The 12906-nt window shown below is 71.9% G+C and carries 12 protein-coding genes; 6 read left to right on the top strand and 6 right to left on the bottom strand.

What is annotated here, in order from left to right; genetic code table 11:
• Positions 1-36: 36 nt before the first annotated feature.
• Positions 37-576 carry a hypothetical protein gene (locus ACXJKB_RS10225; protein ID WP_457187965.1) on the bottom strand — a complete coding sequence of 180 codons (540 nt, stop codon included), beginning with the start codon at positions 574-576 and terminating at the stop codon, positions 37-39.
• A 101-nt stretch (positions 577-677) separates the two neighbouring features.
• Positions 678-2042, bottom strand: coding sequence for a GH1 family beta-glucosidase (locus ACXJKB_RS10230; protein ID WP_457187967.1), 1365 nt, complete (start codon positions 2040-2042; stop codon positions 678-680).
• A gap of 75 nt (positions 2043-2117) precedes the next feature.
• Here ACXJKB_RS10230 and ACXJKB_RS10235 point away from each other — a divergent pair, with 75 nt between their 5' ends.
• Entirely contained in the window at positions 2118-2753 is a 636-nt protein-coding gene (locus ACXJKB_RS10235; RefSeq protein WP_457187969.1) for a pirin family protein, read from the top strand.
• Between the two features lie 128 nt (positions 2754-2881).
• On the opposite strand, the gene ACXJKB_RS10240 is transcribed toward ACXJKB_RS10235, so the two are convergent.
• Positions 2882-4462, bottom strand: a complete 1581-nt coding sequence (locus ACXJKB_RS10240) for an FAD-binding oxidoreductase (protein ID WP_457187971.1) — start codon at positions 4460-4462, stop codon at positions 2882-2884.
• A 17-nt stretch (positions 4463-4479) separates the two neighbouring features.
• Between ACXJKB_RS10240 and ACXJKB_RS10245 the strand changes: the two genes are divergently transcribed.
• Positions 4480-5082 (top strand): TetR/AcrR family transcriptional regulator, encoded by a 603-nt coding sequence (locus tag ACXJKB_RS10245; RefSeq protein WP_457187973.1) that lies wholly within the window; start codon positions 4480-4482, stop codon positions 5080-5082.
• Positions 5082-6629: a glycerol-3-phosphate dehydrogenase/oxidase gene (locus tag ACXJKB_RS10250; RefSeq protein WP_457187975.1), complete on the top strand. Its 1548-nt coding sequence runs from the start codon at positions 5082-5084 to the stop codon at positions 6627-6629. The genes ACXJKB_RS10245 and ACXJKB_RS10250 overlap by 1 nt, the downstream gene beginning before the upstream one ends.
• 150 nt (positions 6630-6779) lie before the next feature.
• On the opposite strand, the gene glmS is transcribed toward ACXJKB_RS10250, so the two are convergent.
• On the bottom strand, positions 6780-8603 hold the full coding sequence (gene glmS / locus ACXJKB_RS10255) for a glutamine--fructose-6-phosphate transaminase (isomerizing) (protein WP_457187977.1): 1824 nt from the start codon (positions 8601-8603) through the stop codon (positions 6780-6782).
• Between the two features lie 11 nt (positions 8604-8614).
• Entirely contained in the window at positions 8615-8875 is a 261-nt protein-coding gene (locus ACXJKB_RS10260) for a hypothetical protein (RefSeq protein WP_457187979.1), read from the bottom strand.
• 246 nt (positions 8876-9121) lie between these two features.
• Here ACXJKB_RS10260 and ACXJKB_RS10265 point away from each other — a divergent pair, with 246 nt between their 5' ends.
• Both ACXJKB_RS10265 and ACXJKB_RS10270 read left to right on the top strand, forming a co-directional pair.
• A complete protein-coding gene (locus ACXJKB_RS10265) occupies positions 9122-9247 on the top strand; it encodes a hypothetical protein (protein ID WP_263575284.1) in 126 nt (41 codons plus the stop codon).
• Positions 9248-9416: 169 nt separating this feature from the next.
• Positions 9417-9986: a YceI family protein gene (locus tag ACXJKB_RS10270; protein ID WP_300048175.1), complete on the top strand. Its 570-nt coding sequence runs from the start codon at positions 9417-9419 to the stop codon at positions 9984-9986.
• 160 nt (positions 9987-10146) lie between these two features.
• Here ACXJKB_RS10270 and ACXJKB_RS10275 read toward each other — a convergent pair whose 3' ends face one another.
• Complete coding sequence (locus ACXJKB_RS10275; protein ID WP_457187982.1) at positions 10147-11877, bottom strand: DEAD/DEAH box helicase; 1731 nt, start codon at positions 11875-11877, stop codon at positions 10147-10149.
• 93 nt (positions 11878-11970) lie between these two features.
• Between ACXJKB_RS10275 and ACXJKB_RS10280 the strand changes: the two genes are divergently transcribed.
• The gene (locus ACXJKB_RS10280) at positions 11971-12888 is read left to right on the top strand and encodes a GNAT family N-acetyltransferase (RefSeq protein ID WP_457187984.1); all 918 of its coding nucleotides are present in this window, start codon (positions 11971-11973) and stop codon (positions 12886-12888) included.
• Positions 12889-12906 lie beyond the last annotated feature (18 nt).

Here is a 12906-nt window from a genome sequence, read left to right on the forward strand (position 1 = left end):
ACCCGGCGACGTCGCCGCCAAACCCGGAAACCCGCGTCAGACGGGCGATTCGTCCTTCTTCGCCCTCGACCTCACCCGGAACCAGCCGGCGATCATCGCGAGCAGGGCGACCATCCCGAGGGCCCACAGGAGCGTCGACCCCCACGCCCGCTCGACCGTCGTACGCCACTCGCCGCCCTGCTCGTAGACGGTGATCTCGTCGCCCTTCTCGACGTCGCCGAGGCGGCGCAGCTCGTAGAGGGCGGAGGCCTGCTCACCGTCGGGCAGCTCGAAGACGACCGAGGAGTACTCCGTCGACTTCTGGCCGGCCCGGCTGGGCCCGAGCTCCTCGAACCCGACGACCGTCGCCTGCTGGGTCTCGACGCCGGCCGGCGGCTGCCGGCTGTCCCAGAAGTCGAAGAGCCGCCACCCGACCACGACGACCATCAGCAGCAGCAGGGCCAGCGCCACCCAGGTCATGCCGTGGTTGCCCGACCGGCCACCCGAGAAGCCGCCGTCGGCGCCGGGGGCGCCCGGTCGGTCGGGGACGGGGCGGTCGGGGACGGGTCGGTCGGGAACGGGTCGGTCGTCGGCCATGCCGGAAGTGTGCCAAACCGCTGACTCGATACGGCCTCGTCGCCCACTCGATCTGGCCGAGCCCACGCGCCGACCTCGTGCCTCGGTCGACGCTGCTCGGCTCAGAGGTGCTGGGGCTGCGCCCTGATCAGGTCGGCGTACCAGTGGAACGACTTCTTGCGCGTCCGCTCGAGGGTGTCGTAGTCGACGTGCACGAGGCCGAAGCGCTGGGTGTAGCCCTCGGCCCACTCGAAGTTGTCCATCAGCGACCAGCAGTAGTAGCCGCGTACGTCGACGCCGCGCTGGATGGCCTCGGAGACGGCGTTCACGTGGGCACGGAGGTAGTCGATGCGCGCCTGGTCGTCGACGACGCCGTCCGCGTCGGGACCGACGTTGTAGCTGCAGCCGGACTCGGTGATCACGATCGGCGGGAGCGCGGCGCGGAAGCGGGCGCGGAACATGACCAGCCACTCGCGCAGCGCGTCGGGCACGATCGGCCAGCCGAAGTCGGTGGTCGGGTAGCCGACGACCTCGCGCAGGTCGAAGGGGATCTCGGCGTCCTCGTCGGCCGCGGCGACCTTCATCGGCTGGTAGTAGTTCACGCCGTAGAAGTCGAGCGGCTGGCGGATCGTGGCGAGGTCGCCCTCGGCTATCACGTCCTCGAAGAGCGGCATCAGGTCGACCGGGTAGCGGCCGAGCAGCATCGGCTCGAGGAACGTGCCGTTCCACAGGGCGTCGAAGATCTTGCTCATCCCGACGTCGGCGTCGTCGTCGCTGGCGGGCCAGATCGGGGCGTGGTTGTTGGCGCACCCGACCGACCTCGCCCCGGCCTTGCGCAGCTCGATGGCCGCGCGGCCGTGGGCCAGGAGCAGGTGGTGGGCGGCGGGCAGGCAGTCGAACAGCATCGCCTTGCCGGGGGCGTGGGTGCCGAGCCCGTAGCCGAGGATCGAGGCGACGTTGGGCTCGTTGACCGGGATCCAGTGCGCGACGCGGTCGGCGAACCGCTCACCGACGATCGCGGCGTACTCGGCGAAGCGGTCCACCGTGTCGCGGTTGAGCCAGCCGCCGTCGTCCTCCAGCGCCTGCGGGAGGTCCCAGTGGTAGAGCGTGACCATCGGCTCCTGGCCGTTGGCGAGCAGCGTGTCGATGAGCCGGTCGTAGAACGCCAGGCCCTTCTCGTTGGCCGGCCCGCGACCGGTCGGCTGGATGCGGGGCCAGGCGATCGAGAAGCGGTAGCCGCCCGTGCCCAGCTCCTTCATCAGCGCGACGTCCTCGTCGACCCGGTGGTAGTGGTCGCACGCGACCTCGCCGGTGGCACCGCCGGCGACGCGCCCCGGCTCGGCGGCGAAGGTGTCCCAGATGCTCGGGCCGCGGCCGTCCTCGGACACCGCGCCCTCGATCTGGTAGCTCGCCGTGCTCGTGCCGAAGCGGAAGCCGGGAGGGAGCAGGGGGAAGTCGTGCGGGGCGGCTGCATCCGGGGGTGGCACATCCGCGAAGATATCGGCATGAGCATGGCCCTGTACGCCGGTTCGGACAGGTCGTCGGACACTGTCAAGGGGCGCTTGACCAGCCATTCCTTCTCGTTCGGGCCCCACTACGATCCGACGAACCTCGGCTTCGGACCGCTCGTCTGCCACAACGACGACCTGCTCGATCCGTCGGCGTCGACGGTCGCGGGCTACCCCGAGCACCCGCACACCGAGCTCGAGATCGTGACCTGGGTGCTCGAGGGGGCGCTCGTGCACACCGACTCGTCGGGCCAGCGGCACGTCGTCGAGGCCGGCCGCGCCCAGGTGCTCTCCGCCGGCACCGGCGTCCGCCACAGCGAGGTCGCCGACTCGCGGTCGGGGCGCTGCCGGTTCGTCCAGGCCTGGCTCACCCCGTCCGCGCCGGGCACCGAGCCGTCGTACGTCCTGGGCGAGGCGCCGCCGCGCTCGTCGGGGCTGGTGGCCGTGGCGGGCGGCGACGGCCTGCCGATCGGGACGACCGGCGCCCGGCTCCTCGTCGCGCGGCTGTTCGAGGGCGAGTCGGTAGCGCTCCCCGACGACCCGCGCCAGCACGTCTTCGCCGCGACCGGGGCCGTCTCGCTCGACGGTCTCGACCTCCGCTCCGGCGACGCCGTACGCCTCACCGACGAGCCCGGTCACGTCGTCACGGCCACCGAGCCGACCGAGCTCCTCGTCTGGACCTTCGCCTGACATCGCCCCGCGCCGCGCGCCCCGCGCCCCTCCCAGCCCGGGTATCTAGGGACGAACTGGTAGGTGAAACGGCCCGCAGACCAACCGAATCGTCCCTAGATACCGGGAAGCGAAGCGCCGCGCGGCGGTCAGGGGATGAGCACCCCCGGGTTGAGGATCCCCGACGGGTCGAGCTCGGCCTTGACCGCACGGAGCACCCGCACCCCGACGTCCCCGATCTCGCGGGCGAACCACGGCTTGTGGTCGGTGCCGATCGCGTGGTGGTGCGTGATCGTCGCGCCCGCCGCGATGATGGCGTCGCTGGCCACGGCCTTGGCCGCCTGCCACTGGGCGATCGGGTCGTCTCCCTGGCGTGCCGCGACGGTGAAGTAGAGCGAGCAGCCGGTCTCGTAGACGTGCGAGACGTGGCACAGCACCAGCGATCCCTCGCCGAGCGACGCGGTGAGCGCGTCCTTGACGTCTCCGTACAACCGCTGGCGGTTCGACCAGAACGTCGCGGTCTCGAGCGTCTCGACGAGCACGCCGTGGTCGAGGAGCGCGTCGCGGAGGTAGGGACCGTCGAAGCGCCCGTGGGCCCACTTCTCCCCCGGCTCGGTGCCGAGCGCGGTCCCGCCGAGACCGGCGAGGACGGCCGTGACCGCCGCGCGCCGGGCCGCGACCTGCTCGTCGGTGCCCTCGTAGCCGGTGACCATCAGGCAGCCGGGGTCCTCGGCGCCGCCGATGGACGAGGGGTCGGCGAGGTTGATCGCCGTCTCGGACTCGTCCGACAGCCGCAGCACGGTCGGCATCAACCCGGCCTGGGCCAGGGTGCGCATCGCGTCCGAGCCGGCGTCGAAGGACGGCCACCGCCAGCCCTCGTACGACGTCACGGCGGGCGCGCGCCGTACGCGCACGGTGACGGAGGTGATGACACCGAAGGCGCCCTCCGAGCCCAGCAGCAGCTGACGCAGGTCGGGCCCGGCGGCATTGGCCGGCGCGGAGCCGAGGCGCAGCGTCCCGGTCGGCGTGGCGGCGGTGAGACCCACGACCATCGCGTCGAAGCGTCCGTAGCCGGCACTGGACTGCCCGCTCGAGCGCGTGGCCGCGAAGCCGCCGATCGAGGCGTGCTGGAAGGACTGCGGGTAGTGGCCGAGCGTCAGCCCGTGCTCGGCGAGGAGGGCCTCGGCCTCGGGGCCGCGCAGCCCCGGCTCGAGGGTTGCGGTCATGGAGACCTCGTCTACGGCGAGCAGCCGCTTCATCCGCACCAGGTCGAGGCTGACCAGCCCCGCGAACCCGTCGCGGCGCGCGGCCAGGCCTCCGGTGACCGAGGTGCCGCCACCGAAGGGGACGACCGCGACCCGGTGCTCCACGGCCCAGGCGAGGACGGCCTCCACGTCGTCGTGTCCGTCGGGTCGGACGACGGCGTCGGGTGCGTCGTCGAGGTCGCCGGCGCGGGCGCGCAGCAGGTCGGGTGTGGACTTCCCACGCGTGCGGAGCGTCCGCGTCGCGTCGTCGGTGAGCACGTGCTCGGCCCCGAGGGCCGCTCGGAGGTCGTCGAGCAGGGCATTGTCCAGCGCGGACGGCGGCGGCACGGCCCCGCTGACCGGCGGACGGTCCTGCAGCCCGAAGGCGAGCTCGACGAGCCCGAGAGCGGAGCCGGGCAGGACGGTGGCGGCCGCGGGGTCGCCCCAGCGCTGCGGGTGCATCTCCATGGGGATCGGCTCGGTCATGCGTTACAGTGTGACACATGACGTCACTTCGTCACACCACCCGCGCGGCCGCCGACCCGCGACTCGACGGCTACCTCGACGCCGCCCGCGCCTGCATCCTCGACGTCGGCTGGCGGCGTACGACGCTCACCGAGGTCGCGAAGCGGGCCGGCGTCTCCCGGATGACGATCTACCGCGCGTGGCCCGACATGGGCTCGCTGCTCGGCGACCTGATGACCCGCGAGTGGGTCGGCATCGCCGCCGCGACGCAGGTCGCCGCCGCCGACACGACGACCCCCGAGGGCATCGCCGAGGCCGCGCTCGCGACGGTCCGCGCGCTGCGCGACAACGAGCTCTTCGTCCGGATCGTCGAGCTCGACCCCGACCTGATGCTGCCCTACCTGCTCCACCGTCGCGGGCGCTCCCAGGAGGCGCTCGTCGAGATCCTCGCGGCCGAGATCGCCAGCGGCCAGGTCGACGGCGCCATCCGCGCCGGCGACCCGGTGCTCATGGCGCGGTCGCTGACCCTCGCGGCGCACGGCTTCGTCTTCTCGGCGATGACGATGACCGACGACCGGATCGGGCTGGACGACCTGGACGCGGAGTACGTCCGCGGCGTCGCCCGCGCCCTGGAGCCCTGATGCAGCCGGCCCGCCGCATCGCCCCCGGCCTCGCCGACCTTCCCGACGAGGTGGACGTCGTGGTCGTCGGCCTCGGCATCACCGGCGCCGGTGTCGCCCTCGACGCCGTCACCCGCGGCCTCACGGTGCTCGCGGTCGACGCGCACGACCTGGCGTTCGGCACGTCACGCTGGTCGTCCAAGCTCGTGCACGGCGGCCTGCGCTACCTCGCGCAGGGACAGCTCGCCATCGCCCGCGAGAGCGCCGTCGAGCGCGGCATCCTCATGGAGGTCACGGCGCCCCACCTCGTCCACCCGCTTCCGATGCTGACCCCGGTCAACGACGCGATGCCGCGCAGCCGGACGGCCTTCACGTGGGGCGGGCTCCAGGCGGGCGACGTGCTGCGGCGCAGCGCCCACACCACCACCCGGACGCTCCCGCGTCCGCGCCGGCTCAACACCACCGAGACCCTCGGCCTCGCTCCCGCCCTGCGCGCCGACACGCTCCGCGGCGGGCTGCTCGCGTGGGACGGGCAGCTCGAGGACGACGCCCGCCTCGTCGTCACCGTGGCCCGCACCGCAGCGTCGTACGGCGCCCACGTGCGCACCCGCGCCCGCGTCACCGCCGCGACCGGCGCCGGCGTGACGGTCCGCGACGAGCTCACCGGGGCGACGTACGACGTCCGCGCGAGGGCGGTCGTCAACGCGACCGGCGTCTGGGCCGGCGACCTCGACGAGCAGGTCCGGCTGCGGCCCAGCCGCGGCACCCACCTCGTCCTGCGCGGGTCGGCGCTGCCGCACACCCGGGTCGCGGTGATGGTGCCGATCCCGGACACGACGTCGCGGTTCGCGATGGTGCTGCCGCAGCCCGACGGCACGATCTACGTCGGCCTGACGGACGAGCCCGTGACCGGACCCGTGCCCGACGTGCCCCAGCCCAGCGAGGCCGAGATCGACTTCCTGCTCGGTGTCGTGGCCTCGGCGTTCACCACGCCGCCGACGAGGGAGGACGTCGTCGGAGCCTTCGCCGGCCTGCGGCCGCTGCTCGAGGTCTCCGGCACCGACGCGACGTCCGACCTGTCCCGACGTCACGCCATCCTCACGTCCGCCACCGGGGTGACGACCGTGGTGGGCGGCAAGCTGACGACCTACCGGCGGATGGCGCAGGACACCCTCGACGCGCTCGTCGCCGCAGGACGCCTGGACGCGGGCCCGTGCCGCACCGCGTCGCTCCCCCTGCTCGGCGCCGCCGCGCCGGACGACCTGCGCCGCACGTCGGCGCCCGCCCGGCTCGTACGACGCTTCGGCACCGACGCCGGGCTCGTGCTCGCCACCGCCCGCGAGGTCACCGGCCTGGCCGATGACGAGCTGCTCGTCCCGGTGTCGGAGGTCGTCCCGGTGACGCTCGCCGAGCTGGTCTTCGGCGTCACCCACGAGGGCGCGCACGACGTCGCCGACCTGCTCGACCGGCGTACCCGCGTGGGCCTCGTCACCACCGATCGCGCGTCCGCCGAGCCGCTCGCCCGGCGCGCCCTGGAGCTCGCCGGAAGGGCCGCCGGCGCCACGTGATCCAGACGACAGCAAAATCCGTCGGTAGTTCCCACGAAGTCCGGACAGGACGCGGAGCCGATGGGATGGTTCTCCACGGCGCGCCCCTTGCCGACCCCATGCGGCAAGGGGCGCCCAGTCCATTTCAGGCCTGGGTGGCGGGTTCTCCGCTCACTCGACCGTGACCGACTTCGCCAGGTTTCGCGGCTTGTCGATGTCGTGACCGAGGTGCTGGGCCGCGTGGTACGCCAGCAGCTGGAGCGGGACGTTGAGCAGGATCGGGTCGAGCTCGGGCTCGTTGCGGGGTACGACGATCCGGCGGGCGCTGACCTCGCCGAGGTCGACGTCCTCGTGGGTGATCACCACGAGCGGGCCCTTGCGCGCCTCGATCTCGTGCAACGCACCGACGTTGCGCTCGGCCAGCTCGTCGTGCGGCACCAGCGCGACGGTCGGCACCTCGGGGTCGATGAGGGCGAGCGGGCCGTGCTTGAGCTCGGAGGTCTGGTAGGCCTCGGCGTGGCGGTAGCTGATCTCCTTGAACTTCTGCGCGCCCTCGCGGGCCACCGGGAACCCGCGCACGCGACCGATGAAGAACAGGCTGCGCGCCTCGGCGAGGTCCTTCGCGACCTCGACCAGCTCGGCCTCACCGGCCAGGACCTCCTCGATCTGGCCGGGCAACCGCTCCAGGCCGGCGACCAGGCGCTTGCCGTCGGCGATCGACAGGTCGCGCACGCGGCCCAGCTGGAGGGCGAGCAGCGCGAAGGCGAGGAACATGTTGGTCAGCGCCTTGGTGCTCGCGACGGCGACCTCGGGTCCGGCGTGCAGGTAGATCCCGCCGTCGCACTCGCGAGCGATGGCCGACCCGACGACGTTGACCAGGCCGACGCAGCGCCCGCCCTTGCGGCGTACCTCCTGCACCGCCAGCAGGGTGTCGATCGTCTCGCCTGACTGGCTCACGGCGACGTAGAGGGTGTCAGGCTCGATCACCGGGTTGCGGTAGCGGAACTCGCTCGCCGCCTCCGCGTCCGCGGGGATGCGGGCCAGCTCCTCGATGAGCGCGGCGCCCATCTGGCCGACGTAGTAGGCCGAGCCGCAGCCGAGGATCTTCACGCGGCGCACCGCCCGCAGCTCGCGTGCGTCCATGTCGAGGCCGCCGAGGTGGGCGGTGCCGAAGCGCTCGTCGAGGCGACCGCGGAGCACGGCCTGCGCCGTGGTCGGCTGCTCGAGGATCTCCTTGCGCATGAACGACTCGTGCTCGCCGGCCTCGTACGCCGACGCGTCGACGTCGACCTCGGCCGCGGTCTTGCCGGTGGCGACGAGGTCGCTGTGGCGCATCGTGCTGAACCCGGCGGCGGTGACGGTGGCCATCTCGCCGTCGTCGAGGACCGCCACGGTGGTCGTGTGCCGCACGATCGCGGCCAGGTCGGAGGCGACGTACATCTCCTTGTCGCCGACGCCCACGACCAGGGGGCTGCCGTTGCGGGCCACCACGATGCGGTCCGGGAAGTCGGCGTGCAGCACGGCGAGGCCGTAGGTCCCGACCACCGCACCCAGCGCGTCGCGGACCTTGCCCTCGAGCGTGTCGGCGTCGCTGCGTGCGACGAGGTGGGCGAGCACCTCGGTGTCGGTGTCGCTGGCGAGGGTGGTGCCCGCGTCGGCCAGCTCGGCGCGCAGCGCGGCGGAGTTGTCGATGATCCCGTTGTGCACGACCGCCACCCGGCCGGACTCGTCGGTGTGCGGGTGGGCGTTGGCGTCCGTCGCCGGCCCGTGCGTCGCCCAGCGGGTGTGCCCGATCCCCGTGGCGCCGGCGAAGCGCTTGGGCAGGGCGTCCCCCAGGTCGCGCACCCTCCCGGCCTGCTTGGCCACCCGGATCCCGCGGTTGCCGAGGACCGCGACGCCCGCCGAGTCGTAGCCGCGGTGCTCGAGCCTGGTTAGGCCCTCGAGGACGACCGGGGCCGCCTCCTGACGGCCGATGTAGCCGACGATTCCACACATGACGTTGCGTCCTATCCGTAGATGATGCGTCGCAGCTGCCGCTCGGAGAGCTCGGGGGCGGCCACGACTCGCTGGGCGAGCTCCTCGGCGATGCGCGCGAAGATCTCGGGGTTCCTGGCGCCGTACGTCTTGAGGCTCGCGTGGCGAGCCCGGACGTAGTCCTCCACCGGCTGGGCGTGGAAGGCGATGACGTCCTCGACGACCCGGGCGGCCTCGCCGGGCGTCAACGACGTGGTGGCGACCACATGAGCGACGAGGGCGGGGTCCGGCACCGGTTGATCATCCGCCTCAGCCGCGCGACTGACAACTTCCTGCCCGAAATCGGGCAAGAAGTGCTCGCCTTGTCCCGCAAAGCATCGCGGAGCCGCGACCCACCCGTCACAAGTGGGGCACTGACCCGCAAGCCGCCCGCCTGAGGGAGTGCAGGTGGGGGACATCCGTCCCCTGTGAGCGAAACAATGGTGCACAGGTGGGGACGTGCTACTATAGGTGAACACAAGGTGAACGGGAGGTGTCACATGAGCAAGCAGTCGATGACCGACAGGCCGGTCTGCGCCTGGGTCGCCGTCACGGACGCGTCGGGCCGCACCCACATGGAGGCACGCTGGTCGACCGTCGAGACGGTCGCCACCCACGCCGCCTGACAGGCGCCCGACCCAGCTCGCACGCACGAGCCACGCCCACCAGGGCGTGGCTCGTCGTCATTTCCACGCCCCACGGAAAATCCTTGCGTCACCCGGGAATGAACCTGGGCGATCGCCGGTTATGGTGGTTGAAAGTTCTACCAACCACCGCCTTCCGCGAGGAGCTCCCATGACCACCGGTTTCGACGCCCCCACCACCGCCATCGACGACATCACCGGCGACTACACGATCGACACCAGCCACAGCCGCCTCGGCTTCGTCGCCCGCCACGCCATGGTGACCAAGGTCCGCGGCCAGTTCGGCGCCTTCGAGGGCACCGCCCGCATCGACGAGGCGAACCCGTCGGCGTCCAAGGTCGACCTCACCATCCAGGTCGCGTCCGTCGACACCGGCAGCGCCGACCGCGACGGCCACCTCAAGTCCGGCGACTTCTTCGACGTCGAGACCTACCCCACGATCACCTTCACCTCCACCGAGGTGAAGCGCGACGGCGCCGACTGGGCCGTCACCGGCGACCTGACCATCAAGGATGTCACCAAGCCCGTCACGATCGAGTTCGAGCAGACCGGCTCCGCCGTGGACCCGTTCGGCAACACCCGCGTCGGCTTCGAGGGCGAGACCACCATCAACCGCAAGGACTGGGGCCTCACCTGGAACGCCGCACTCGAGACCGGCGGCGTCCTCGTCTCCGAGAAGATCAAGCTCGAGTTCGACGTCTCGGCGATCCGCAACGCCTGATCCCACCGGGCACTCCGTCGCGCTGGACACAGCCGACCGGGCAGCTGCTCGCGCTAGACACAGCCGACCGGGCGCATCCTCACCGAGGATGCGCCCGGTCGCTGCATGTCAGCGCGAGGAAGTGCCCGGTCGACCGGTTGAAGCGCGAGGAAGTGCCCGCTCAGCGGGGGTTCTTGCCCTTGTAGCCGCCACCCTTGCCGGCGTGGCCGCCGCCGGGACGACCGCGGAACGGACCGTTGTCGGGCTTGATCTCGATGAGCTTGCCGGAGATGCGCGTGCCGGAGAGCCGGTCGAGCGTGCCGGCCGGGAGGTCGGCGGGGAGCTCGACGACGGAGAAGTCAGGCTTGATCGAGATGTAGCCGAAGTCGCCGCGCGACAGGCCGCCCTCGTTGGCCAGGGCGCCGACGATCTGCCGCGGCTCGACCTTGTGGCGCTTGCCGACCTCGATGCGGTACGCCGCCATCGGCTGTCCGCTGCGCGACTCGCGGGGACCGCGGTCGGCCTTGCCGCCGTGCGTCGGGCGCTCGTCGAAGCTGCGGTTGGCGCGCTCGGGCTCCGGCTCGAGCAGCAACGGCTGCTCGCCGTGCATCACCGCGGCGAGGGCGGCGGCCACGTCGACCTCGGAGACGTCGTGCTCGCTGACGTAGTGGGAGACGACGTCGCGGAAGAAGTCGATCCGCTCCGGCTGGGTCAGCGCCTCGGTGATCTGGTCGTCGAAGCGCGTCAGGCGGGTGGCGTTGACGTCGTCGACGGTCGGCAGCTGCATCTGGGTCAGCGGCTGGCGCGTGGCCTTCTCGATGGCGCGGAGCAGGTGGCGCTCGCGCGGGGTGACGAAGGCGATCGAGTCGCCCGAGCGGCCCGCGCGGCCGGTGCGGCCGATGCGGTGCACGTAGGACTCGGTGTCGGTCGGGATGTCGTAGTTGACGACGTGGCTGATCCGCTCGACGTCGAGGCCGCGGGCCGCGACGTCGGTGGCGACGAGGATGTCGAGCTTGCCGGCCTTGAGCTGGTTGATGGTGCGCTCGCGCTGCACCTGCGCGACGTCGCCGTTGATGGCCATGGCGGAGTAGCCGCGGGCGCGCAGCTTCTCGGCGAGCGTCTCGGTCTCGTTCTTCGTGCGGACGAAGACGATCATCCCCTCGAAGTTCTCCACCTCGAGGATGCGCGTGAGGGCGTCGACCTTCTGGGGGTACGACACGATGAGGTATCGCTGGGTGATCGAGGAGACCGTCGACGTCTTGCTCTTGACGGTGATCTCGACCGGGTCAGCGAGGTACTTCTTCGAGATCCGGCGGATCTGCGCCGGCATCGTCGCGGAGAACAGCGCCACGTGCTTGCTGTCGGGGGTGTCGGCGAGGATCGTCTCGACGTCCTCGGCGAAGCCCATCTTCAGCATCTCGTCGGCCTCGTCGAGGACGAGGAAGCGCAGCTCGCTCAGGTCGAGCGTGCCCTTCTCGAGGTGGTCCATGATGCGGCCCGGCGTGCCGACGACGACGTGCACGCCGCGACGGAGCGCGGACAGCTGCACGCCGTAGCCCTGGCCGCCGTAGATCGGCAGCACCTTGACGCCCTTCATGTGGGCGGCGTACTTCTCGAAGGCCTCCGAGACCTGGAGCGCGAGCTCACGGGTCGGGGCCAGGACGAGTGCCTGGGGAGTCTTCTGCGAGAAGTCGAGCTGCGACAGGATCGGCAGCGCGAACGCGGCCGTCTTGCCGGTGCCGGTCTGGGCCAGACCGACGACGTGGCGCCCCTCGAGGAGCGGCGGGATCGTCAGGGCCTGGATCTGCGAGGGGGTCTCGTAGCCGACGTCCGCCAACGCCTTGAGGACCTCCGGCGTGAGGCCGAGGTCGGAGAAGGTCTGCTCGGGTGCTACGGGCTGGTCGTCACTCACCCTCCAACGGTAGGGCCTCAGGCGTGAACAGGACATTCCCCGAGGCCGGATAAGGGCGCGACAAGCCCGCACGTGAGCAAGCACACTCCCCTCATGCGAGATGCGATGCCCGACCTGCCCGAGGGGCTCACCACGCGGCCGCTGCAGAGGTCCGACGCCCACGACGTCTTCGTGCTGATGGCCGCCCAGGAGCAGGAGGACATCGGGCACGTCGCGATCGAGGAGGCCGACATCGTCAGCGACTGGGCCAAGCCCAGCCACGACCTCGGCGCCCGCTCGGTCGGCGTGTGGGACGGCGACACCCTGGTGGCGTACGCCGAGCTGATGGGCGCCGACCGCGCCGACACCTCCGTCCTGCCGAGCCACCGCGGCCGCGGCATCGGCACCTGGCTGGCCCACTGGCTCGTCGACCTCGGCCGCAGCGTCGGCTCGTCGGTCGTCGGGATGCCAGTCCCGCAGGGCTCGCCGGGCGACCGGTTGCTCGAGGAGCTCGGCTTCCGGGTCCGGTGGACCAGCTGGGTGCTCAAGCTGCCCGAGGGGGCCACCATCCCCGAGCGCGCGCTGCCGGAGGGCTACGTCGTCCGCACGGCTGGGCCCGACGAGCTGCGCGCGGCCCACGACGTCCTGGAGGACGCCTTCCTCGAGTGGTCGGTGCGCGACCGGGAGACGTTCGAGGACTTCGCCGCCGCGACCAGTGGCCGGCCCGGGTTCGAGCCGTGGAACCTGCGGGTGGCGCTCGACGAGGACGGCGCCGTCGTCGGCGTCTCGCTCGTCCTCGTGTCGGACGACGGTGCGACGGCGTACGTCGACCGGCTCGCCGTACGACGTGACCAGCGCAACCGTGGGATCGCCCAGGCGCTGCTCGTCGACTCGTTCGCCCGGGGGCGCGAGCACGGCACCCGCACCTCCGAGCTGAGCACGGACTCACGCACCGGAGCACTCCCGATGTACGAGCGTGTCGGCATGGTGGTGGACCACGTGTGGGTCAATCGTGGGATCGAGCTCGTCTGAGCCACGGAAAGCGCATCC

Source organism: Nocardioides sp. P5_E3 (assembly GCF_054049275.1).

What these genes read in the sequence shown, in the direction of transcription:
- ACXJKB_RS10270 (WP_300048175.1), top strand. Translation starts at nt 9,417, where the DNA reads ATGACCACCGGTTTCGACGCCCCCACCACCGCCATCGACGACATCACC.
- ACXJKB_RS10240 (WP_457187971.1), bottom strand. Translation starts at nt 4,462, where the DNA reads ATGACCGAGCCGATCCCCATGGAGATGCACCCGCAGCGCTGGGGCGAC.
- ACXJKB_RS10265 (WP_263575284.1), top strand. Translation starts at nt 9,122, where the DNA reads ATGAGCAAGCAGTCGATGACCGACAGGCCGGTCTGCGCCTGGGTCGCC.
- ACXJKB_RS10245 (WP_457187973.1), top strand. Translation starts at nt 4,480, where the DNA reads ATGACGTCACTTCGTCACACCACCCGCGCGGCCGCCGACCCGCGACTC.
- ACXJKB_RS10225 (WP_457187965.1), bottom strand. Translation starts at nt 576, where the DNA reads ATGGCCGACGACCGACCCGTTCCCGACCGACCCGTCCCCGACCGCCCC.
- ACXJKB_RS10280 (WP_457187984.1), top strand. Translation starts at nt 11,971, where the DNA reads ATGCGAGATGCGATGCCCGACCTGCCCGAGGGGCTCACCACGCGGCCG.
- ACXJKB_RS10250 (WP_457187975.1), top strand. Translation starts at nt 5,082, where the DNA reads ATGCAGCCGGCCCGCCGCATCGCCCCCGGCCTCGCCGACCTTCCCGAC.
- glmS (WP_457187977.1), bottom strand. Translation starts at nt 8,603, where the DNA reads ATGTGTGGAATCGTCGGCTACATCGGCCGTCAGGAGGCGGCCCCGGTC.